Genomic DNA, 20,255 nt, shown 5'->3' on the forward strand with positions numbered 1-20,255 from the left:
GCCTAGTGCTATTTTTGGGTGGGGAAGTGCCGGCAAGCCCTGACAGAAGTGAGAGAGCAATGCTCACTTGCAGCGCGTGAGTTCGGTTTGAGTTCGCACGCGGCGATTTTCGCGCGCAAGGTCGGCTTCAGTTCGCCGCAAACCGGCCGATAACTCCGACGCAGGCCCCATGGCATGACCCGGTGAGTCCGGGCGGTGACAGACGCCTATGCTCAGAACACAGACCTTGGAGTAGATGATGGCCAGCATTCTTGACTCGGTGGATCAACGCACGCAACTGGTCGGCGAGAATCGTCTGGAGATTCTCATGTTCCGCCTGGCTGGTCGGCAGTTGTTCGCCATCAACGTGTTCAAGGTGCAGGAAGTGCTGCAGATGCCCAAGCTGACGCTGATTCCCCAGCGCCACCGACATGTATGCGGCGTGGTCAATCTGCGTGGCCAGACCCTGCCGGTGATCGACCTGTCCCAGGCCATCGGCATGCGCCCGCTGGTGCCGGATGAGAACAGCACCATCATCGTTACCGAGTACAACCGTTCGGTGCAGGCCTTTCTGGTCGGTAGCGTCGACCGCATCCTCAACCTCAATTGGGAATCGATCCAGCCGCCACCGGGTGGCGCGGGGCGTCAGCACTATCTGACCGCCATCACCCGGGTGGATGAGCAGATCGTCGAGATCATCGATGTGGAGAAGGTGCTGGCCGAGATCGTACCGATGAGCACCCGGGTTTCCGAGGAAAGGCTCAGTGATCCACTGCTGCAGAAGGCCCGGGGGCGGGAAGTGCTGCTGGTGGACGACTCCAGTGTGGCCCTCAACCAGTTGCGCGAGACCCTTTCGCAATTGGATATCCGCATGCACATGGCCAGCGACGGCCTGAAGGCGCTCCGGCTACTGAAGAAGTGGGCCGACAGCGGCACGGTGATGACCGACAAGTTGCTGATGGTGTTCACCGACGCCGAAATGCCGGAGATGGACGGCTATCGCCTGACCAGCGAGATTCGCAACGATGCCCGCCTGCGCGACCTTTACGTGGTGCTGCACACCTCGCTGTCCGGCAGCTTCAACGAGGCGATGGTGCGCAAGGTGGGCTGCGACAATTTTCTCTCCAAGTTTCAGCCGGACAAGCTGGTCGATGTGATCCGCCAGCGTCTTGAGCTGGACGAGTCTTGTTAGGCGTCTCCGGCATGGGTTGTGGGGCCGGTCGCCAGGCCGTATAACGGCCTTTTGCCAGAGGAAGCCTGATTCATGCCGAGTCTCTCGGGCCTGTACCGCTATCCGCTCAAATCCGCACGTGGCGAAGTGCTGCAGCGTAGCGCCGTCGATGCCCTTGGTCTGCATGGCGATCGCCGCTGGATGCTGGTCGATGCCGCCAATGGACGTTTTCTCACCCAACGCCTGTTGCCTCAGATGAGCCAACTGAGCGCGTTGTACGACGAGCGTGGCGGGTTGCAGCTCAGTGCTCCCGGGCACGAAGCGTTGAGCGTAACGCTGCCGGCTCCCGGGGATAACCTGCGCGGGGTGATCATCTGGCGTGACGGGTTGCAGGTTCCGGATGCCGGCGATGTGGCTGCTGCCTGGCTGGAGCAGGTGTTGGGCAAGCCCTGCCGTCTGGTGCAGATGCCCGAGGAGCGGGCCCGCCAGGTGGATACTGTCTATGCCCGGCCAGGTGACCGGGTAGCCTTTGCCGACGGTTTTCCACTGCTGCTGATCGGTCAGGCCTCGCTGGATGATCTGGTGCAGCGAGTCGGCCGGCCACTGTCGATGCTGCGCTTTCGCCCCAATCTGGTGGTCAGCGGTTGCGAGCCCTATGCCGAGGATCGTTGGAAACGCATTCGTATCGGTGAGCTGGAGTTCGAGGTGGCCAAGCCCTGTTCTCGCTGCATCCTTACCACGGTGGATCCGGAGCGCGGCGAGCGTGACCCCGAGCGTGAGCCGCTGAGTACGCTGCGGCAGTATCGCGAGCGCGAAGGTGAAGTGCTGTTCGGGCAAAACCTGCTGCCGCGCGGCATTGGTGAGCTGCGTCTGGGCATGCCGGTTGAGGTGCTGGAGTAGCCCGCCTGCGTCAGGCCGCGCAAGCGGGCCGCTGGTGTACTACTGGTCGTCGAAGTAACGTTCGTTCCAGGCCACCAGCGGGTGCGGTGCGCCCAGTTTCTGACCATAGATCACCGAGTAGGACAGCACGTTCTGCACGTATTGGCGGGTTTCATCGAAGGGAATGTTTTCCACCCACACGTCATAGCTCAGGTGATTGGCCCCGCGCAGCCACTGGCGTACCCGCCCGGGGCCGGCGTTGTAGGCGGCCGAGGCGAGTACCCGGTTGCCGTTGAACTGGCCATAGACCTGGCTCAGGTAGGCTGCGCCAAGCTGGATGTTGATGTCCGGATTCAGTGCCTGCTGCGGTGAGGTCAGGGGTATGCCGAACTTGCGCGCGGTTTCCTTGGCCGTTGCCGGCATCAGTTGCATCAGGCCCATGGCGCCGACGTGAGAGCGGGCGTCGGCCATGAAGGCGCTTTCCTGGCGGGTGATGGCGAACACCCAGCTCGAGTGCAGGTCGCGGCGTCTGGCTTCGCGGACCAGTTCGTCGCGATGGGCCATGGGGAAGCGCACGTCCAGATCGTCCCAGTACTGGGCCTGGCTGATGGTGCGGATGGCCGGGAAATACCATTCCATTTCGTAGGCCAGGCGCGCCTGTGCCACTAGTTCGTCACGGCTGAACAGACGGCTGACGTGATACCACTCGCGACGACCGTCGACGATCTGGCCGCGAGCATGAAACTCCATGGCCCGCTTGATGCCGGCGGTGTTGCGCACTTTCTGCACGACCTTCGGGTCGAGTGCCAGTGGCTTGTGGTTGAGCTGGTAGGGTGCCTTGACCTGGTCGGCCGCCATAAAGCCGTAGAAATCACGTTCATTGGCCAGGGCCTGGTAAAGAGCGAGTGGCTGCTGGCTGTTGGGCTGGGCCAACTGCAGGCTGCGTGCGTTCCAGTAGCGCCAGCGGCTGGTGCTGGCCAGTTCGGCCGGCATGCGCTGGGTCAGCTGGTAGGCTTCGTCCCAGCGGCCGTGGCGTAGCAGCAGGCGGGCGCGCCATTCACTGACGGTGTTGTCACGCAGCTGCGGATCGTACTGAGTCATTACCTGCAGGCCGCGCAGGTCAAAGCGTTGTGCTAGGCGCAGGCCGATCTGCCGGGCTATGGCCAGCTTTTCTTCTTCGGAGAACTGCAGGCGCTTGGCATAGCCCTCAAGCAGAGCCAGTGCGTCCTCGGGATTCTGCCGCGCCAGACGACGCAGGCCGAGACCGACCACATCGGCCATGGCCGCATCGGCAGGAGCGAAGCGTGCCGTGTCCTTCAGAAGCAGCGGCTTCTGCGCCACTTCGACCAGCAGGCGGCCGCGCTCGCCCAGGGTCGGCATGCCCTTGATCAGGAAGTTGGCCAGGCCGTAGTTGCCGCTTTCCACCGCCAGTCTGGTGCGTTGCCAGCGCAACTGCTCGGTGAGCCCGCCTTCGGCGGCCCAGCGCTCGAACAGCGGATCACAGGCATTGGGCTGAGACTTGCCCACCAGCCAGAGCTTCTTGGCGGTGGCGTGAGCCTCGGCGGCGGGCCGCTGGTTCATCTGATACTGGCCGTAAAGGCAGTCCAGTTCGGTGAAATTCAGAGCTGGGTCGTAGTGATCGAGAAACGGCTTCCAGTCGCCGCGTTCGGCCAGCATGCGCAGCCAGCGCAGCTTCATCCAGCCGATCTGCGGCAGGTCGCCATGTTCGGCGAGGAATTTCTCGACCTCGGCATTGCTGGCCGTCTTCAGGCGATTGGTCAGCTCGTCGTAGGCGAGGTAGGGCGTCAGCGGGTAGTCGCGCAGAGCGTTGGCATAGCGCTGGTAAGGGGCACTGTCGCCTTTGGCCAGGGCACGTTTGGCCTCGTCGTAATACAGGCGCTGTTGTGCCAGGCTGGCGGCTTCAGCGCTGGCCAGGCCGGCGCTGGTGGTGAATATCAGGCAGGAGAGAACAGAAAAAAGACGACCGCGCATGGCATTTCCAGGATGCTGAGAGTGGGGCCGCAGGTTCCGTCCTGCGACATGTCCCTAGCTTAGCGTTTCGACGGGGTGCGGTGAATGCCGCCGGGCGGGGTGGACACATATGGCAAACAAGCGGAGCGGCATTCGCTGGAGGCGGCGCGGGCTGCGCGCAACTCGGGTAGAATGCGCCCCCTGTTTCCGGAGGTGCCCCATGACACTGCTGAAGTTTGCCGACGTATCCCTCGCCTATGGCGCCATGCCCTTGCTCGATGGTGTCTCCTGGCAGATCGCTCGGGGCGAGCGGGTATGCATCATCGGTCGCAACGGTACAGGCAAATCGAGCATGTTGCGCCTGGTCAAGGGAGACCAGATGCCCGATGACGGCGAAATCTGGCGGGCCCCGGGGCTGAAGATCGGCGAGCTGCCGCAGGAACTGCCGCGTGCTGATGATCGCACGGTGTTCGATGTGGTGGCCGAGGGGCTGGCCGGGGTCGGCGAGCTGCTGGCGCGCTATCACCACCTGGCGCAGCACATCCGGGGTGACGACGATCTGGAACAGCTTACCCGCGTGCAGCAGGAGCTGGAGGCGAAGGACGGTTGGCGCCTGCAGCAGCTGGTGGAAAGCACTCTGAGCCGCCTGCAGCTGCCGGCCGACAAGACCCTGGCCGAACTTTCCGGCGGCTGGCGTCGTCGGGTGCTGCTGGCCCAGGCGCTGGTCAGCGAGCCGGATCTGCTGCTGCTTGATGAGCCAACCAACCATCTGGATATTGGTGCCATCGCTTGGCTGGAGGAAGCGCTGCGCGACTTCACCGGTGCGGTACTGTTCATCACCCACGACCGTGCCTTTCTGCAGGGGCTGGCCACGCGCATCCTTGAGCTGGATCGCGGTGGGCTGATCGACTGGAGTGGCGACTATGCCAGTTTCCTGGTGCACAAGGAGCAACAACTGGCAGCGGAAGAAAGCGCCAATGCCCTGTTCGACAAGCGGCTGGCTCAGGAGGAGGTATGGATTCGCCAGGGTATCAAGGCGCGCCGTACCCGTAACGAAGGGCGCGTGAGGGCGCTCAAGGCAATGCGTGCTGAGCGTGCCGAGAGGCGTGAGCGACAGGGCAAGACGAACCTGCAGATCGAGGCGGCGGACAAGTCCGGCAAGCAGGTGATAGTGGCAGAAAATGTCAGTTTTGCGCACGCTGGGGGAGTTCCACTGGTGCGCGACTTCTCCCTGGTGCTGCAGCGTGGTGACCGCATCGGCCTGCTCGGCGCCAATGGCAGCGGCAAGACCACGCTGCTCAAGCTGCTGCTGGGCGAGCTGCAACCTTCTGCTGGCACGATAGTGGCAGGGACGAAGCTGGAGGTTGCCTACTTCGACCAGTTGCGTCACCAACTGGAGCCGGAAAAGACCGTTATCGACAATCTTGCCGAAGGCCGCGATTTCATCCTGATCAATGGCCAGAGTCGGCATGTGCTCAGCTACCTGGGAGATTTCCTGTTCAGTCCGCAGCGGGCGCGAACGCCGGTCAAGGCGCTGTCCGGGGGGGAGCGGGCGCGTCTGTTGCTGGCCAAACTGTTCAGCAAGCCAGCCAACCTGCTGGTGCTGGATGAGCCGACCAACGATCTGGACGTGGAAACTCTGGAGCTGCTTGAGGAAGTGATGTTGGGCTTCCCGGGAACCGTGCTGATGGTCAGCCACGATCGGGCGTTCCTCGACAACGTGGTTACCAGCACCCTGGTATTCGAGGGTGAAGGGCGGGTGCGCGAGTATGTCGGCGGCTATCAGGACTGGCTGCGTCAAGGTGGTTCGCCGCGTCTTTTGGGCGTTGGCGAAAGTCGTTCGGTCAAGGCCGAGGCGGCTGTTGTCGCGCCGCAGCCGGTGGCAGTCGCCGTGGCGGCGCCTGCAGCGGCCGAGCCGGCGAAGAAGAAGCTGAGCTACAAGCTGCAGCGTGAACTGGAAGCCATTCCAGAGCAGATCGATGCTCTGGAGCAGGAACTGGCCGGGCTGCAGGCGCAGATCGCCGATCCGGCCTTCTATCAGCAGGCGGTGCAGGTAACCTCGCAGGTATTGGCGCGTTTCGAGAGTCTCCAGGCGGAACTGGATCGGCTGCTCGAGCGTTGGGCAGAACTGGAAGCCTGAGCAGGGCCACCCTGGATCGATGCATGCCGTGACGGTGTGTCAACGGGGAAGGCCCTGACGGGCGGAGAACCGCATGAGCATCGAGTACCGCATTACTCTCGACGACAACCATCAGTTCAGTTACCGGATCGAACTCAACCGCGAGTACGATCCGCAATTGGCGGAACAGGCGCCGGCATGGACCCGGCTAGGGCATCAGCAATGCAGCAACTGTCCGCTCAATCGCGAGCAGTTCAGCCATTGTCCGGCAGCGGTCGACCTGCATAGGGTGGTCGAGGATTTTCGTGGCCTGCCGGCTTTCAAGAAGGCCAGTGTCTGGGTGCGCACGCCCGAACGTGAATACACCAAGATCCTGGGCGTGGAAGAGGGGCTGCGGGCGCTGCTCGGGGTTATCATGGCCACCAGCGCCTGCCCTCTGCTGGGGCGCCTGCGACCGATGGCTCAGCATCATCTGCCGTTTGCCAATACTCAGGAGTTCATCCTGCGAGCAGTGTCGTTGTACCTCGCCCGGCAGTATTTCAACATGCGTGAAGGGCGCTGGGCCGACTGGGAGCTGAAGGGACTGGTGCGTCTGTTCCTGCAGCTCAAGCTGGTCAACCAGGCCTTCTGGCAGCGCATTCACGATACCTGTGAAGGCGACTCCAATCTCAAGGCATTCCTGACCTTCTTCTCTCTGTCCTCAAGCATGACGGTATCGCTGGAGACGCAGTTGCAGAAGATCCGTCCTCTGGTGATGAGCTCCGGTGACGCTTTCGAGTGAAGCGTCGCCGGAAGGTGCGCACGGAGACGGTCTGAAAAGGTCTTAAGCCTTCTCGGTTTTCTTCAGGCGCACTGCCAGTACATCGCAGGGTGCGCCGTGCAGCACGTCGTTGGCGGTGGAGCCGAGCAGCAGGGCGAGGCCGTGGCGGCCGTGGCTGCCGACCACGATCAGATCGCAGTCCTGCTCTGCGGCCAGGCGGTGGATTTCCTGGCGCGGCTGGCCGTAGGCCAGATGAAGCTGATCGGCACTCAGTTCCGGGTACTTGCCGGTAAAGTTGTTCAGACGCTCGCGGGCTTGCTCGAACTGCTGCTGCTGAAGCATTGACAGGTCCATCGGAACGTCGCCGCCGAACGCCATGGCCATCGGCTCGACGATGTGCACCAGAGACAGTTTCGCACCACTGGCCAGGGCCAGCGTGTGTGCGCGAACCACTACGGGGTCGCACTCCTCGGTCAGGTCGACGGCGACCAGAATGTGCTGATAGGGCATGGTTGGATTCTCCTCGGTTGGTAAGGCGTCTGTAGGCAAGTATGGATCCGTGGCACCGGTTACGGGGGGGCGTTTGTCGCAAAACACCGTAGCAGGAGTGTCACAACTGCCGGGCAGCATACTGGGCGGATACGTCTTCAAGCCCCTCAATGATGCTGTCGGAATACTTGCTGATCAGAAAGGGCACGCTGTTTTCGTTGTAATTGCGCAGTGATTTTTCGATGTAGCGCCACTTGGTGGTGATGTTCTGCAGTGCCGAGCTGATCTGTGGCGTGTTCTGCGGAGCGTTGGCCAGTTTGTCGAGACGGCTGGCGAACTGGCCGGCCAGTTCGTCGAGCGCGCGCTCTTCGCCACCACCGAAGAAGCTGTTGCCAATCGAGGCGCTGCGCGAAGCGTAATCGGCGGCCATACCCTGCATCAGCAGGCTCTGTTCCCGGCTTACCTGAGTCAGGGGAGGAACAGCCTCGCCGCTGTCCTGCTGGATCTGTTGATAGAGCTGTTGGCTGAGCTGCATCAATTTCTGGTTGGTCTCGGCCAGATCCGCCACCGGCTGCAGTTCCGTGTAGCCCTGGTTGCGCATTGCCTCCATCAATTTCAGCAGGCCCTGCCGGTAGCGCTGCCAGCCAGCTAGCAGTTGGGTCTGCAGCTCGGTACTGGCATGACCGGGCATCTGCCCCAGGCGCTCAAGGTTGTTCTGGCCTTCCTGCAGGGCATCACTAATCTGGCGGGCATAGCGCTGGTCGCCTTCCATACTGTTGTACATGTAGAAATCACCCAGGCTTCTCTGCAGCGCCAGGCGCATTTGGTGCAGGTGCAGCAGGTCGTCGGCCGGGGAGGCCTGGGGCAGGGTCGGGTAGAAGAAAGCGAAAAGGAAAACGAGCAGAGCGCTCAGGGGAAGGACAAGCGAACGGCGGTTCGACATGGGCGACTCCGTATGGCCCATCGAGGGGCTCGAATTGTTGTTGTATTGATCTCGGTTGGCATTGATCCAGCCGAAATTGCTCCGACTGTACCCGCCGTTTTGCGTTTTGGCTAGATTTCGTGTTATTGCAATTATCGCCGCCAAAATCTGCTTTTTGTCTGACAATCGGCACAGTTTCTTGAGATTTCGTCCGTGCTTGAGCAGCTGTGAAGTTGGCTGACAGGTTACGCAAGGCTAATTGACAAGTGCCGGCTTTTGATTGATGGTGTGCACACCCAAATCAAACGGGCGTATGAATTGAGCGTTTGCCTGGTCAGGCACGCTATTACAGCCCGAACATCGCGTCGGCGGGTGTGTCGTACCGATAGGGGCTATGCTCGTCGGCAGCGCCATGAGCTGGCCTTGCGGTTGGCTCCGATGTGTACTGTTCAGCTTCCATACCGTGGAGATCAGTTGATGATTTACGAAGGTAAAGCCATCACGGTTAAGGCTCTTGAGAGCGGCATCGTCGAATTGAATTTCGACCTCAAGGGTGAGTCCGTCAACAAGTTCAACCGTCTTACCCTCAATGAGCTGCGTGCTGCTGTCGATGCAATCAAGGCCGACGGTTCCATCAAGGGCGTGATTGTCACCAGTGGCAAGGACGTGTTCATCGTCGGTGCCGATATCACCGAGTTCGTCGACAACTTCAAGCTGCCCGACGAAGAGCTGGTCGCTGCCAACCTGGAAGCCAATAAGATCTTCAACGACTTCGAAGACCTGCCGGTACCGACCGTGGTCGCCATCAACGGTATCGCCCTGGGCGGCGGTCTGGAAATGTGTCTGGCCGCCGACTACCGTGTGGCCAGCGAGAGCGCCAGGATCGGCCTGCCGGAGGTCAAGCTGGGCATTTACCCGGGCTTTGGCGGTACCGTGCGCCTGCCGCGCGTGATCGGCGCCGACAACGCTGTCGAGTGGATTGCCTCCGGCAAGGAAAACAAGGCCGAGGACGCCCTGAAAGTGGGTGCCGTGGATGCTGTCGTAGCGCCGGCCAAACTGCAGGAAGCCGCACTGGATCTGGTCAAGCGCGCCATTGCCGGCGAGCTGGATTACAAGGCCAAGCGTCAGCCCAAGCTGGAGAAACTCAAGCTCAACGCCATTGAGCAGATGATGTGCTTCGAGACCGCCAAGGGTTTTGTCGCCGGTCAGGCCGGCCCGAACTACCCGGCTCCGGTCGAGGCCATCAAGACCATCCAGAAGGCCGCCAGCCAGGGGCGTGACAAGGCGCTGGAGATCGAGGCCGCCGGCTTCGTCAAACTGGCCAAGACTTCGGTTGCCGAAAGCCTGATCGGCCTGTTCCTCAACGATCAGGAACTGAAGAAAAAGGCCAAGAAGCACGATGAAATCGCCCGCGACGTGAAGCTGGCTGCCGTGCTGGGCGCCGGTATCATGGGTGGCGGTATCGCCTACCAGTCCGCTTCCAAGGGCACTCCGATCTTGATGAAGGATATCCGTGAAGAGGGTATCCAGATGGGTCTGAATGAGGCCTCCAAGCTGCTCGGCAAGCGCGTCGAGAAGGGCCGCATGACCCCGGCCAAGATGGCCGAGGCGCTGAACGCGATCCGTCCGACCATGAGCTACGGCGATTTCGGCAACGTCGACATCGTGGTCGAGGCGGTGGTCGAGAACCCGAAGGTCAAGCACGCCGTGCTGGCCGAGGTGGAAGGTCATGTGCGTGAGGACGCCATCATCGCCTCCAACACCTCGACCATCTCCATTACCTACCTGGCCCAGGCGCTCAAGCGTCCGGAAAACTTCGTTGGCATGCACTTCTTCAACCCGGTGCACATGATGCCGCTGGTCGAGGTGATCCGTGGCGAGAAGTCCAGTGACGTGGCTGTTGCCACCACCGTGGCCTACGCCAAAAAGATGGGCAAGAACCCGATCGTGGTCAACGACTGCCCTGGCTTCCTGGTCAACCGTGTGCTGTTCCCGTACTTCGGCGGCTTCGCCAAGCTGGTCAGCCTGGGGGTCGACTTCACCCGCATTGACAAGCTGATGGAGAAGTTCGGCTGGCCCATGGGCCCTGCCTACCTGATGGACGTGGTCGGAATCGATACCGCGCACCATGCTCGTGACGTAATGGCCGAAGGCTTCCCGGAGCGCATGAAGGAAGAACGCAAGACCGCCGTCGACGTACTGTACGAGGCCAACCGCCTTGGCCAGAAGAACGGCAAGGGCTTCTATGCCTATGAAACCGACAAGCGCGGCAAGCCGAAGAAAGTGGCCGATGCAGACATCGCCGCGATTCTGGCGCCGATCGTCTACGAGCAGCGCGAGTTCAGTGACGAGGACATCATCAACGCGCTGATGATCCCGTTGTGCCTGGAGACTGTTCGCTGCCTGGAAGACGGTATCGTCGATTCACCGTCCGAAGCAGACATGGGCCTGATCTACGGTATTGGCTTCCCTCCCTTCCGTGGTGGTGCGCTGCGCTACATCGATTCGATTGGTGTGGCCGAGTTCGTTGCACTGGCCGACAAATACGCTGACCTGGGCCCGCTGTACACCCCGACCGCCAAGCTTCGCGAAATGGCCGCCAACGGCCAGAAGTTCTTCGGTTAAGCGTGCCACGACTAGAGCGAGAGTGAATTTATGAGCCTGAATCCTAGAGATGCAGTGATCGTCGACTTCGGTCGTACCCCGATGGGTCGTTCCAAGGGCGGCATGCACCGCAACACCCGCGCCGAAACCATGTCGGCGCACCTGATCAGCAAGCTGCTGGAACGCAACAGCAAAGTCGACCCGAAAGAGGTCGAGGACGTGATCTGGGGTTGTGTCAACCAGACCCTGGAGCAGGGCTGGAACATCGCCCGCATGGCTTCGCTGATGACCCAGATCCCGCACACCAGTGCCGGCCAGACCGTCAGCCGTCTGTGCGGTTCCTCCATGAGCGCGCTGCACACTGCCGTGCAGGCAATCCAGACCGGCAATGGCGATGTATTCGTTGTCGGTGGTGTGGAGCACATGGGCCACGTCGGCATGATGCACGGCGTCGATCCGAACCCGCATTTGTCGCTGTACGCTGCCAAGGCGTCCGGCATGATGGGCCTGACTGCCGAAATGCTGGGCAAGATGCACGGCATCACCCGTGAGCAGCAGGATGCCTTTGGTGAGCGTTCGCACCGTCTGGCACACAAGGCTACCGTTGAAGGCAAGTTCAAGGACGAGATCATCCCGATGCAGGGTTATGACGAGAACGGCTTCCTCAAGGTCTTTGACTACGACGAAACCATTCGTCCGGACACTACCCTGGAGAGCCTGGCTGCCCTGAAGCCGGCCTTCAACCCGAAAGGCGGTACCGTGACTGCTGGCACTTCCTCGCAGATCACTGATGGTGCTTCCTGCATGATCGTCATGAGCGCCCAGCGCGCCAAGGATCTGGGCATCGAGCCGATGGCCGTTGTTCGCGCCATGGCTGTAGCCGGCGTGGATCCGGCGATCATGGGCTACGGCCCGGTCCCGTCCACTCAGAAAGCGCTCAAGCGTGCCGGCCTGACCATGGACGACATCGACTTTGTTGAGCTCAACGAAGCCTTCGCTGCCCAGGCTCTGCCGGTGCTGAAGGATCTGAAGCTGCTCGACAAGATGGACGAGAAGGTCAACCTGAACGGCGGCGCAATCGCTCTGGGCCACCCCTTCGGTTGTTCCGGTGCCCGTATCTCCGGTACCCTGCTCAACGTCATGAAGCAGAATGGCGGCACGCTCGGCGTGTCCACCATGTGCGTGGGCCTTGGCCAAGGCATCACCACCGTCTTCGAGCGCGTCTAAGCGACCCCGTTTAAACGCAAGCGGACAGAAACCGGGGCCCCGTGCCCCGGTTTTGCTTTTTACGGCTTTTTATTTCGGGAACCTCTCATGCAGTTGCAGCCAGGACTCTATCGCCATTACAAAGGCCCGCAGTATCGTGTATTCGGGGTGGCACGGCATTCCGAGAACGAGGAGGAGCTGGTGGTCTACCAGGCGTTGTACGGCGAGTTTGGGCTGTGGGTAAGGCCGCTGAGCATGTTCTGCGAAGAAATTGAAGTGGACGGCAAGCGTGTTCCACGCTTTGCTTTGATTCAGGCCGACGTCAGTCCCATCGGCAGTTTGGGAGGCTGATTGCGCAGCCCCTGCGCTTGACCTTCGCTTGGTCGCCACTATATATAGCGGGGCCTTAGAAGCTGTTCACGATCTGTTGCGCGTCGGCGCTACTGCGTTAAGAGCAAGCTTGGACAGTGACTTGTCACTGAATGTCAGGAGGACGGCCCGAAGGGCGAGTGAAACGAGTAATGCTCATTTACCACTCGTAAACTCCACTTCCTCGCTTGTTTTTGCGGGACTGCCACCGGATTTGTATCACTCTGGCTCACGATCTCGTGAGCAGGCTCATAGGACTTCCAGTCCTCTATATTTCGCAATTCAGGAATTTTCTGATCCATGGGCAAATCGCTGGTCATCGTGGAATCCCCGGCCAAGGCCAAGACCATCAACAAGTACCTGGGCAGCCAGTACGTGGTGAAGTCGAGCATCGGCCATATCCGTGACCTGCCTACCAGTGGTTCGGCCAGTGTCGGCAAGGAACCGGCCAAGCGTGGCAAGGCTGCCGCCGAGGCGCCTGCACTGTCGCCGAAGGAAAAGGCCAAGCGTCAGTTGTTCGCCCGCATGGGCGTCGATCCCGAGCACGGCTGGAAGGCCAAGTACGAGATCCTGCCCGGCAAGGAAAAGGTGATCGAAGAATTGCGTCGGCTGGCCAAGGATGCCGACACCATCTATCTCGCAACCGACTTGGACCGTGAGGGGGAAGCCATTGCCTGGCATCTACGTGAGTCTATCGGTGGTGATGACAGTCGCTACAAGCGCGTAGTGTTCAACGAGATCACCAAGAAGGCGATTCAGGAGGCTTTCGCCAATCCGGGCGAACTGGACATCAACCGGGTCAATGCGCAGCAGGCCCGACGCTTCCTCGACCGTGTGGTGGGCTACATGGTTTCGCCGTTGCTGTGGTCGAAGATCGCCCGCGGCCTGTCGGCCGGTCGCGTGCAGTCGGTAGCAGTAAAACTGGTGGTCGAGCGAGAGAAGGAAATCCGTGCCTTTGTACCGCAGGAATACTGGGAGGTGCATGCCGACCTCGGCACTGCGAAGAACGCCAGGGTGCGCTTCGAGGTGGTGCGCGAAGGCGGTGCTGCCTTCAAGCCGGTCAATGAAGCACAGGCCATGGCCGCGCTGGAGAGGCTCAAGGCTTCCAGCTACAGCGTGGTCAAGCGCGAGGACCGTCCGACCAGCAGCAAGCCCTCGGCTCCCTTCATCACCTCCACCCTGCAGCAGGCGGCGAGCAACCGTCTGGGCTTCGGCGTGAAGAAGACCATGATGATGGCCCAGCGTCTCTATGAGGCGGGCTATATCACCTATATGCGTACCGACTCGACCAACCTGTCGGCCGATGCCATCGACATGGTGCGCGGCTTTATCGACGACGAGTTCGGCAAGAAATACCTGCCGGCCAAGCCGAATGTCTATTCGAGCAAGGAAGGCGCCCAGGAGGCGCACGAGGCGATCCGGCCGTCCGACGTCAACCTGCGGCCGAACCAGTTGTCGGGTATGGAGCGCGATGCCGAGCGACTGTACGACCTGATCTGGCGTCAGTTCGTGGCCTGCCAGATGCCGCCGGCCGAATACCTGTCTACCAGCGTCACCGTGGCCGCCGGCGACTTCGAGCTGCGTGCCAAGGGCCGTATCCTCAAGTTCGACGGCTATACCCGCGTACTGCCGCAGCAAAGCAAGCCGGGCGAGGATGATGTGCTGCCTGACATGAGTGAGGGCGAGGCTCTCAAACTGCTGCAGCTCGACCCCAGCCAGCATTTCACCAAGCCGCCGGCGCGTTACTCCGAGGCCAGTCTGGTCAAGGAGCTGGAAAAGCGTGGCATCGGCCGTCCGTCCACCTATGCGGCGATCATTTCCACCATTCAGGAGCGCGGCTATGTGACGGTACACAACCGCCGTTTCTATGCCGAGAAGATGGGCGACATCGTCACCGAGCGTCTCGACGAGAGTTTCGCCAACCTGATGGACTACAGCTTTACTGCCACTATGGAAGAACATCTTGACGATGTGGCTCAGGGTGAGCGCGAATGGAAGCACCTGCTTGACGAGTTCTACGCAGACTTCCGCAAGAAACTGGAAGCCGCCGAGGCGGGTGAGGGTGGTATGCGCGCCAACCAGCCGACGCCGACTGATATTCCCTGTCGCGAGTGCGGTCGTCCGATGATGATTCGGACTGCGTCCACCGGGGTCTTTCTCGGTTGCTCAGGCTACAGTCTGCCGCCCAAGGAGCGCTGCAAGTCGACTATCAACCTGGTGCCTGGCGACGAGATTGCCGCGGACGACGAGGGCGAGTCGGAGTCGCTGGTACTGCTGGGCAAGCACCGCTGTCCAATCTGTTCGACGGCCATGGATGCCTACCTGCTGGACGAGACCCGCAAGTTGCACATCTGTGGCAACAACCCGGACTGTCACGGTTACGAGATCGAGCAGGGGCAGTACCGCATCAAGGGTTACGAAGGGCCGAGCCTGGAGTGCGACAAGTGTGGCAGCCAGATGCAGCTCAAGACCGGGCGCTTCGGCAAGTTTTTCGGCTGTACCAACAGCAGTTGCAAGAACACTCGCAAATTGCTGAAGAATGGCGAAGCGGCGCCGCCGAAGATGGATCCGGTGAAGATGCCGGAACTGAAGTGCGAGAAGGTCGACGATACCTATGTGTTGCGTGACGGCGCCTCTGGTCTGTTCCTTGCTGCCAGTGGTTTTCCGAAGAACCGTGAAACCCGCGCGCCGCTGGTGCAGGAGCTGTTGCCGCATCGCCACGAGATCGATCCTAAGTACCACTTCCTGCTGGACGCGCCGGTGCTCGACCCGGAGGGACGTCCGACAGTAATTCGCTATAGCCGCAAGACCAAGGAACAGTACGTGCAGTCCGAAGTTGACGGCAAGCCAACCGGTTGGCGCGCGTTCTACGATGGCGGCAAGTGGAAGGTGGAAGACAAGCGCTGAAAAATTCTGGCACAGTTCGGGCTTCCCCGGCTGTGCCCCCTTGTTGCGGCAGCAGGCTTGTGCGCACTGGCTGCCTGTGGCGCGGGTATGAAGCATCAGCAGTGGAGAGCGCCAGCATGGCCAACGAACGCTATACCCGGACCAATCAGAAAATATTCTTTGCCGGCATTGCCCTCGACAACTGGCGTCGGGCAGCTGTTTCCCATGCGTTCAATACTGCGGCGTTGGTTCAGGCCGAGCGCGAGGCGGCACTGTTTCATCTCTATGGCGGACTTTTGGGGTTGTGCCATGAGATTGCCGGTTACTACCGCATGGCCGATGCGGCTCCGGAGCGTGTTGAGGACTTTGTCCAGCCGATCGTACTCGAGCGCTCGCCCTGTCCGGAGCTGGCCGAGCTGCTGGAGTTGACACAGCATCGCGAGACCTGGCTGGCGCAACTGCTGGCAGCCTATGCCGCCTTGTTTCAGCCGCCACGTGAGATGCCTAAGAGCCAGGTCGATCCGGCCATGCCTCTGATCACTGCGGTAGGTATCGGTAACGAACGGACGGAGCCGGATCTCGACGAGCTGGATGCCTGGCGTCTGCAACTGAAGGCGTTGGTACTGCACTTCCGTGAAGGTCTGAGCGAGTGTTGAGTGTACTTATCTGGACGGGTGGCTGGGGATGATGTTGTCCAGCTGCTATAATGGCGCGTTTTCTCATCGAGACAGACCTCATGCCCACATCCTTTCTGGAAATCGTCGAACTGCCCGATGGGCGCATTGCGCTGCGTCGCGCAGAAGATGAGGAGGCGCTGGTGACGCTGGACTTTTCCGCTGATGCCAAGGAGTTCCTGCAGGGGCAGCATGTGGAGGTGGCCAAGGCCATGCTCAATGTCGGCGTGCAAATGGCTGGGCGTATGGCCGAGGGTGATTTCAGCACAGAGGACGAAGGGCCACGCGTGCTGCACTGATGGTGGTGTTACAGTCCTGTCTACGGGCTCCTGCGGGAGCCCGTTTCATTTTCCGTCGATACCGCTTGCCCGAACTCGGGTGGCGTTCACATCCCGCCTGCTAGGAACTTCGCCTTCGGAGTGAGCGGGGCGGGGTATGAGCGCTGTTGCGATTTACTGCGGAGTTGGTAGTGCGTGTCTGGCTCGATTTGTCGTGGTGACACATCTGTACCGATTTTTACGAAGCTTATCGCTTCGCGAGCAAGGCGGATAAGCTCAGCCCAGGCTGATATTGAGGCTTTGAGCCTGACCGTCCCGGGCTGCCCGGGCCAGGCGAAGACGGCTGCTTCCGGGCATCGGGTGGAGCCAGCTGATTACCGTGTGGCTGCGGCCGAGTCGGAGGGCTTCTTCCGCCAGTTCCAGCGGACTCTGACCTCGGCGTGGATGCAGAAGCAGGATGCGTTCGCGGTTGAGTCCGGCGTCGCGCAGCCAGGCTTGGGTCAGGCTGGCTGGCGGTGCTACCAGGGTCAGCCAGCGGGCGTCCTGATTCTGGCTTAGTTCGCGGAGGATCGGGGCCAGCAGGTGCAGGCAGTGGCCGGTGGCGCCACGCAGAACCAGCTCGCTGAAACCTTGTTCGTCAAATGCGTCGACGTGGCTCTGCTTATCCAGTAGCTCTTGTGAAGCCGTTGCGGCGAGAAAGGCATCGAACAAGGGGAGTTGGGGGCGTTCGAACGACTGCAGCTGCATACAAGCCTCCTGCGGGGGGTTATCGGCGGATGACGCCAACGCTGAGACCTTCGATCACCAAATCCTGGTGCTCGAGATCCACTTCTATTGGAGAGAACTCCGGGTTTTCAGCCAGCAGCCAGACCTTGTTGCCCTCGCGTTTGAAGCGCTTGACCGTCACCTCGTCATCGATGCGGGCAACGACGATCTGGCCGTTGCGGGCCTCTCGGGTGGTATGCACGGCCAGCAGATCGCCGTCGAGGATGCCGATGTCCTTCATGCTCATGCCGCGTACGCGTAGGAGATAGTCGGCCCTGGGATGAAAGAAGGTCGGATTGATCTGGCAGGATTCCTCGATATGCTGCTGTGCAAGGATGGGTTCACCAGCAGCAACGCGGCCTATCACCGGCAGACCCTGCTCCTCCTCGGTAGGTCCCGGTTCAAAGCCTGGAATGCGGATGCCGCGCGATGCGCCGGGCGTCATTTCGATGGCGCCCTTGCGGGCCAGAGCGCGCAGGTGCTCTTCGGCGGCATTGGGGGACTTGAAGCCGAGCTCCTGGGCAATTTCGGCCCGGGTGGGCGGATAGCCGTTGTCCTCCAGGCAACGCTTGATGAATGCGAGGATCTCGGCTTGGCGGGGCGTCAGTTTCAGCATGGCGTGCTCTGTTTTTTTATACAGGTGCTGGGATTATATACAGTCATCTGTCATTGGCAATGATCTATTTCATGAGGGGGTGAGTGCCCTGTGTGGTCAGGGAAGATGATCGGACGTCCCCCCTGTTGTAAGCTGTGAGCGGCTGGCCAAAAGGCGGCCGCTGCGACTTGACAATTCGATGGTGTGAAACGTATGTTTCAAACGAGTGTTTGTCAGGTGATCAGTTATGGCCCAGTCGGAAACCGTTGAGCGCATTCTCGATGCTGCAGAGCAGTTGTTTGCGGAGAAAGGTTTCGCCGAAACCTCATTGCGGCTGATCACCAGCAAGGCCGGGGTTAACCTGGCTGCTGTCAACTATCACTTTGGCTCGAAGAAGGCGCTCATTCAGGCAGTATTCTCGCGTTTTCTCGGGCCTTTCTGCGCTAGTTTGGAGAAGGAGCTCGACCGCCGTCAGGCCAAGGCCGAAGCTCAGGCCTCGCTGGAGGAGTTGCTCGAGCTGCTGGTAGAGCAGGCACTGGCAGTCAAACCGCGCAGCGGCAATGACCTGTCGATTTTCATGCGTCTGCTCGGGCTTGCTTTCAGCCAGAGTCAGGGGCACCTGCGCAAGTATCTCGAAGAGGTATACGGCAAGGTTTTTCGTCGCTATATGCTGCTGGTGCATGATGCCGCGCCGCGCATTCCGCCGTTGGAGCTTTTCTGGCGCGTGCACTTCATGCTCGGCGCAGCGGCCTTCAGTATGTCCGGGATCAAGGCGCTGCGGGCCATGGCTGAGAATGACTTCGGGGTGAATACCTCAATTGAACAGGTGATGCGAATGATGGTGCCTTTCCTCGCCGCTGGCATGCGTGCCGAGTCCGGGGTGGTCGATCCTGCGCTGGCTGATGCTCAGCTCAGGTCGCGCAGTAAATCTGCCGGAGCCTCTGGCAAGGCCTGACACATCCACCAGGCGGCAGTGGGCTTGTCGTCGGGCATCGGCTAAGCTAGGCGCCATGCCGGATCTTGACCTGTTGCATATATCCATTGCCGATCAGATGCTCTACGCCTTTCGTGAAGGGCGGTTGCTCCTGCGTCTGCCGGTGTCCACTGCACTTAACGGCGTCGGTGAACTCAATGGCAGTGGTTGCACGCCGCGCGGCCTGCATCAGGTACGTGCGCGTATCGGTGCGGGCTTGCCCTTGGGGGCAGTGCTGCGTGGAAGACGCTGGACGGGTGAGGTTTGGTCGCCCGACCTGCACGACCGGTTTCCAGGTCGGGATTGGATCCTGACTCGCATTCTCTGGTTGAGCGGCCTGGAGCCTGGGCGCAATCGGCTCGGTTCGGTCGACACCTTTCGTCGTTACATTTATCTGCACGGTACGCCGGATACTGAACCGATGGGGCAGCCGCTGTCCCATGGCTGTGTCCGCCTGCGCAATACCGATATGCTGACCCTGTTCGAGCGTGTCCCGGCCTATTGCAGGGTGCGCATCGACGAGGCGCCCTGCCCGCAGTGGGCTGCCTGACCTTTCGAAGGATACCCCCAAATGCAAGGCTCTCTGATGATGGATGTCGGCGGTACCTGGCTTACTGCCGAGGATCGCCACCTGTTGCGTCAGCCCGAAGTGGGCGGCTTGATCATTTTTGCCCGCAACATTGAATCGCCGCGCCAGGTGCGTGAATTGTGCCAGTCGATACGTGCGTTGCGTCCGGATCTGCTTCTGGCAGTGGATCAGGAGGGTGGGCGGGTACAGCGCCTGCGCCAGGATTTTCTGCGACTGCCGGCAATGCGTGAGTTGGCGGCCTGTGACGATGCAGAACTTCTGGCTGAGCATTGTGGCTGGCTGATGGCTACCGAGGTACTGGCCGTTGGCCTGGATTTGAGTTTCGCCCCTGTGCTGGATCTCGATCACCAGCGCAGTGCAGTGGTTGGTAGTCGCGCCTTCGAGGGTAATCCACAGCGGGCGGCGGTGCTGGCAGGTGCCTTCATCCGCGGCATGCATCAGGCCGGAATGGCCGCGACGGGTAAGCATTTTCCTGGCCACGGCTGGGCTGAGGCCGATTCGCATGTGGCAATCCCGCGCGACGAGCGCAGCCTGGAGGAAATCCGTGCCTGTGACCTGCAGCCGTTCCGCCTGCTGGCGAGTGAGCTGGATGCGGTAATGCCGGCACATGTCATTTATCCGCAGGTGGACGAACAACCGGCCGGCTTTTCACGGCGCTGGTTGCAGGACATTCTGCGGGGTGAGCTGGGTTTCGATGGGGTGATCTTCAGTGACGACCTGTCCATGGCCGGGGCTCATGTGGCCGGTGATGCCGGTCAGCGTATCGAGGCTGCGTTGGGGGCAGGCTGCGATATGGGATTGGTGTGCAATGACCGGGCTGCTGCCGAGCAAGCACTGATTACCCTGCAGCGGCTGAAGGTGAAGGCGCCGGAGAGACTGCTGTGCATGCGTGGGCGCGGTCATGCCTGTACCAACTACCGTGAGGTGGCGCGTTGGCAGCAGGCGGTCGCTGCATTGCGTGGCGCCGGGCTGCTGGATCGATAGGGCTGCGTTACGGCGCGAGAGCCGCAAAATGCGGCCCCGTAG

At 61.0% G+C, this 20,255-nt stretch carries 18 protein-coding genes; 13 read left to right on the forward strand and 5 right to left on the reverse strand.

Annotation, left to right across the window (positions count from 1 at the left end):
* Nucleotides 1-238 precede the first annotated feature (238 nt).
* Nucleotides 239-1,171, forward strand: a complete 933-nt coding sequence (locus NCCP436_RS14060; protein WP_220804617.1) for a chemotaxis protein — start codon at nt 239-241, stop codon at nt 1,169-1,171.
* A gap of 72 nt (nt 1,172-1,243) precedes the next feature.
* Entirely contained in the window at nt 1,244-2,050 is an 807-nt protein-coding gene (locus tag NCCP436_RS14065; protein ID WP_220804618.1) for an MOSC domain-containing protein, read from the forward strand.
* Nucleotides 2,051-2,089: 39 nt separating this feature from the next.
* On the opposite strand, the gene NCCP436_RS14070 is transcribed toward NCCP436_RS14065, so the two are convergent.
* Nucleotides 2,090-4,021: a transglycosylase SLT domain-containing protein gene (locus tag NCCP436_RS14070; protein WP_220804619.1), complete on the reverse strand. Its 1,932-nt coding sequence runs from the start codon at nt 4,019-4,021 to the stop codon at nt 2,090-2,092.
* Between the two features lie 199 nt (nt 4,022-4,220).
* Here NCCP436_RS14070 and NCCP436_RS14075 point away from each other — a divergent pair, with 199 nt between their 5' ends.
* The gene (locus NCCP436_RS14075; protein WP_220804620.1) at nt 4,221-6,140 is read left to right on the forward strand and encodes an ATP-binding cassette domain-containing protein; all 1,920 of its coding nucleotides are present in this window, start codon (nt 4,221-4,223) and stop codon (nt 6,138-6,140) included.
* 73 nt (nt 6,141-6,213) lie between these two features.
* Complete coding sequence (locus tag NCCP436_RS14080; RefSeq protein ID WP_220804621.1) at nt 6,214-6,900, forward strand: DUF6901 family protein; 687 nt, start codon at nt 6,214-6,216, stop codon at nt 6,898-6,900.
* A 42-nt stretch (nt 6,901-6,942) separates the two neighbouring features.
* On the opposite strand, the gene NCCP436_RS14085 is transcribed toward NCCP436_RS14080, so the two are convergent.
* Nucleotides 6,943-7,389, reverse strand: coding sequence for a universal stress protein (locus NCCP436_RS14085; protein ID WP_220804622.1), 447 nt, complete (start codon nt 7,387-7,389; stop codon nt 6,943-6,945).
* Between the two features lie 100 nt (nt 7,390-7,489).
* Nucleotides 7,490-8,311: a hypothetical protein gene (locus tag NCCP436_RS14090; protein WP_220804623.1), complete on the reverse strand. Its 822-nt coding sequence runs from the start codon at nt 8,309-8,311 to the stop codon at nt 7,490-7,492.
* A gap of 456 nt (nt 8,312-8,767) precedes the next feature.
* Between NCCP436_RS14090 and fadB the strand changes: the two genes are divergently transcribed.
* The 6 genes from fadB (at nt 8,768) to NCCP436_RS14120 (ending at nt 16,328) form a co-directional block, all read left to right on the forward strand.
* A complete protein-coding gene (gene fadB / locus NCCP436_RS14095; RefSeq protein ID WP_220804624.1) occupies nt 8,768-10,915 on the forward strand; it encodes a fatty acid oxidation complex subunit alpha FadB in 2,148 nt (715 codons plus the stop codon).
* Nucleotides 10,916-10,945: 30 nt separating this feature from the next.
* Nucleotides 10,946-12,121 (forward strand): acetyl-CoA C-acyltransferase FadA, encoded by a 1,176-nt coding sequence (gene fadA / locus NCCP436_RS14100; RefSeq protein ID WP_220804625.1) that lies wholly within the window; start codon nt 10,946-10,948, stop codon nt 12,119-12,121.
* A gap of 87 nt (nt 12,122-12,208) precedes the next feature.
* Nucleotides 12,209-12,451, forward strand: coding sequence for a DUF1653 domain-containing protein (locus NCCP436_RS14105; protein ID WP_220804626.1), 243 nt, complete (start codon nt 12,209-12,211; stop codon nt 12,449-12,451).
* 318 nt (nt 12,452-12,769) lie between these two features.
* The gene (gene topA, locus NCCP436_RS14110) at nt 12,770-15,376 is read left to right on the forward strand and encodes a type I DNA topoisomerase (RefSeq protein ID WP_220804627.1); all 2,607 of its coding nucleotides are present in this window, start codon (nt 12,770-12,772) and stop codon (nt 15,374-15,376) included.
* A gap of 116 nt (nt 15,377-15,492) precedes the next feature.
* Nucleotides 15,493-16,011 (forward strand): DUF6586 family protein, encoded by a 519-nt coding sequence (locus NCCP436_RS14115; RefSeq protein ID WP_220804628.1) that lies wholly within the window; start codon nt 15,493-15,495, stop codon nt 16,009-16,011.
* Between the two features lie 80 nt (nt 16,012-16,091).
* Nucleotides 16,092-16,328: a hypothetical protein gene (locus NCCP436_RS14120; protein ID WP_220804629.1), complete on the forward strand. Its 237-nt coding sequence runs from the start codon at nt 16,092-16,094 to the stop codon at nt 16,326-16,328.
* Between the two features lie 255 nt (nt 16,329-16,583).
* Here the strand turns inward: NCCP436_RS14120 and sulA are convergent, their stop codons facing one another.
* Both sulA and lexA read right to left on the reverse strand, forming a co-directional pair.
* Nucleotides 16,584-17,054 carry an SOS-induced cell division inhibitor SulA gene (gene sulA, locus NCCP436_RS14125; RefSeq protein WP_220804630.1) on the reverse strand — a complete coding sequence of 157 codons (471 nt, stop codon included), beginning with the start codon at nt 17,052-17,054 and terminating at the stop codon, nt 16,584-16,586.
* A 19-nt stretch (nt 17,055-17,073) separates the two neighbouring features.
* Nucleotides 17,074-17,688, reverse strand: coding sequence for a transcriptional repressor LexA (gene lexA / locus NCCP436_RS14130; protein WP_220804631.1), 615 nt, complete (start codon nt 17,686-17,688; stop codon nt 17,074-17,076).
* A 226-nt stretch (nt 17,689-17,914) separates the two neighbouring features.
* Here lexA and NCCP436_RS14135 point away from each other — a divergent pair, with 226 nt between their 5' ends.
* Genes NCCP436_RS14135 through nagZ form a run of 3 tightly spaced genes read left to right on the forward strand, consistent with a single transcriptional unit; the run spans nt 17,915 to nt 20,213 of the window.
* A complete protein-coding gene (locus NCCP436_RS14135) occupies nt 17,915-18,622 on the forward strand; it encodes a TetR/AcrR family transcriptional regulator (RefSeq protein ID WP_220804632.1) in 708 nt (235 codons plus the stop codon).
* 55 nt (nt 18,623-18,677) lie between these two features.
* The gene (locus tag NCCP436_RS14140; protein WP_220804633.1) at nt 18,678-19,190 is read left to right on the forward strand and encodes a L,D-transpeptidase; all 513 of its coding nucleotides are present in this window, start codon (nt 18,678-18,680) and stop codon (nt 19,188-19,190) included.
* A gap of 21 nt (nt 19,191-19,211) precedes the next feature.
* The gene (gene nagZ, locus NCCP436_RS14145) at nt 19,212-20,213 is read left to right on the forward strand and encodes a beta-N-acetylhexosaminidase (RefSeq protein WP_220804634.1); all 1,002 of its coding nucleotides are present in this window, start codon (nt 19,212-19,214) and stop codon (nt 20,211-20,213) included.
* Nucleotides 20,214-20,255 lie beyond the last annotated feature (42 nt).

Source organism: Pseudomonas sp. NCCP-436 (assembly GCF_019656335.1).
Classification (GTDB): Bacteria; Pseudomonadota; Gammaproteobacteria; order Pseudomonadales; family Pseudomonadaceae; genus Aquipseudomonas.

What these genes read in the sequence shown, in the direction of transcription:
- NCCP436_RS14080 (WP_220804621.1), top strand. Translation starts at nt 6,214, where the DNA reads ATGAGCATCGAGTACCGCATTACTCTCGACGACAACCATCAGTTCAGT.
- NCCP436_RS14120 (WP_220804629.1), top strand. Translation starts at nt 16,092, where the DNA reads ATGCCCACATCCTTTCTGGAAATCGTCGAACTGCCCGATGGGCGCATT.
- NCCP436_RS14105 (WP_220804626.1), top strand. Translation starts at nt 12,209, where the DNA reads ATGCAGTTGCAGCCAGGACTCTATCGCCATTACAAAGGCCCGCAGTAT.
- fadA (WP_220804625.1), top strand. Translation starts at nt 10,946, where the DNA reads ATGAGCCTGAATCCTAGAGATGCAGTGATCGTCGACTTCGGTCGTACC.
- NCCP436_RS14070 (WP_220804619.1), bottom strand. Translation starts at nt 4,021, where the DNA reads ATGCGCGGTCGTCTTTTTTCTGTTCTCTCCTGCCTGATATTCACCACC.
- NCCP436_RS14135 (WP_220804632.1), top strand. Translation starts at nt 17,915, where the DNA reads ATGGCCCAGTCGGAAACCGTTGAGCGCATTCTCGATGCTGCAGAGCAG.
- NCCP436_RS14075 (WP_220804620.1), top strand. Translation starts at nt 4,221, where the DNA reads ATGACACTGCTGAAGTTTGCCGACGTATCCCTCGCCTATGGCGCCATG.
- NCCP436_RS14090 (WP_220804623.1), bottom strand. Translation starts at nt 8,311, where the DNA reads ATGTCGAACCGCCGTTCGCTTGTCCTTCCCCTGAGCGCTCTGCTCGTT.
- NCCP436_RS14060 (WP_220804617.1), top strand. Translation starts at nt 239, where the DNA reads ATGGCCAGCATTCTTGACTCGGTGGATCAACGCACGCAACTGGTCGGC.
- topA (WP_220804627.1), top strand. Translation starts at nt 12,770, where the DNA reads ATGGGCAAATCGCTGGTCATCGTGGAATCCCCGGCCAAGGCCAAGACC.
- NCCP436_RS14140 (WP_220804633.1), top strand. Translation starts at nt 18,678, where the DNA reads ATGCCGGATCTTGACCTGTTGCATATATCCATTGCCGATCAGATGCTC.
- fadB (WP_220804624.1), top strand. Translation starts at nt 8,768, where the DNA reads ATGATTTACGAAGGTAAAGCCATCACGGTTAAGGCTCTTGAGAGCGGC.
- nagZ (WP_220804634.1), top strand. Translation starts at nt 19,212, where the DNA reads ATGCAAGGCTCTCTGATGATGGATGTCGGCGGTACCTGGCTTACTGCC.
- NCCP436_RS14085 (WP_220804622.1), bottom strand. Translation starts at nt 7,389, where the DNA reads ATGCCCTATCAGCACATTCTGGTCGCCGTCGACCTGACCGAGGAGTGC.
- sulA (WP_220804630.1), bottom strand. Translation starts at nt 17,054, where the DNA reads ATGCAGCTGCAGTCGTTCGAACGCCCCCAACTCCCCTTGTTCGATGCC.
- lexA (WP_220804631.1), bottom strand. Translation starts at nt 17,688, where the DNA reads ATGCTGAAACTGACGCCCCGCCAAGCCGAGATCCTCGCATTCATCAAG.
- NCCP436_RS14115 (WP_220804628.1), top strand. Translation starts at nt 15,493, where the DNA reads ATGGCCAACGAACGCTATACCCGGACCAATCAGAAAATATTCTTTGCC.
- NCCP436_RS14065 (WP_220804618.1), top strand. Translation starts at nt 1,244, where the DNA reads ATGCCGAGTCTCTCGGGCCTGTACCGCTATCCGCTCAAATCCGCACGT.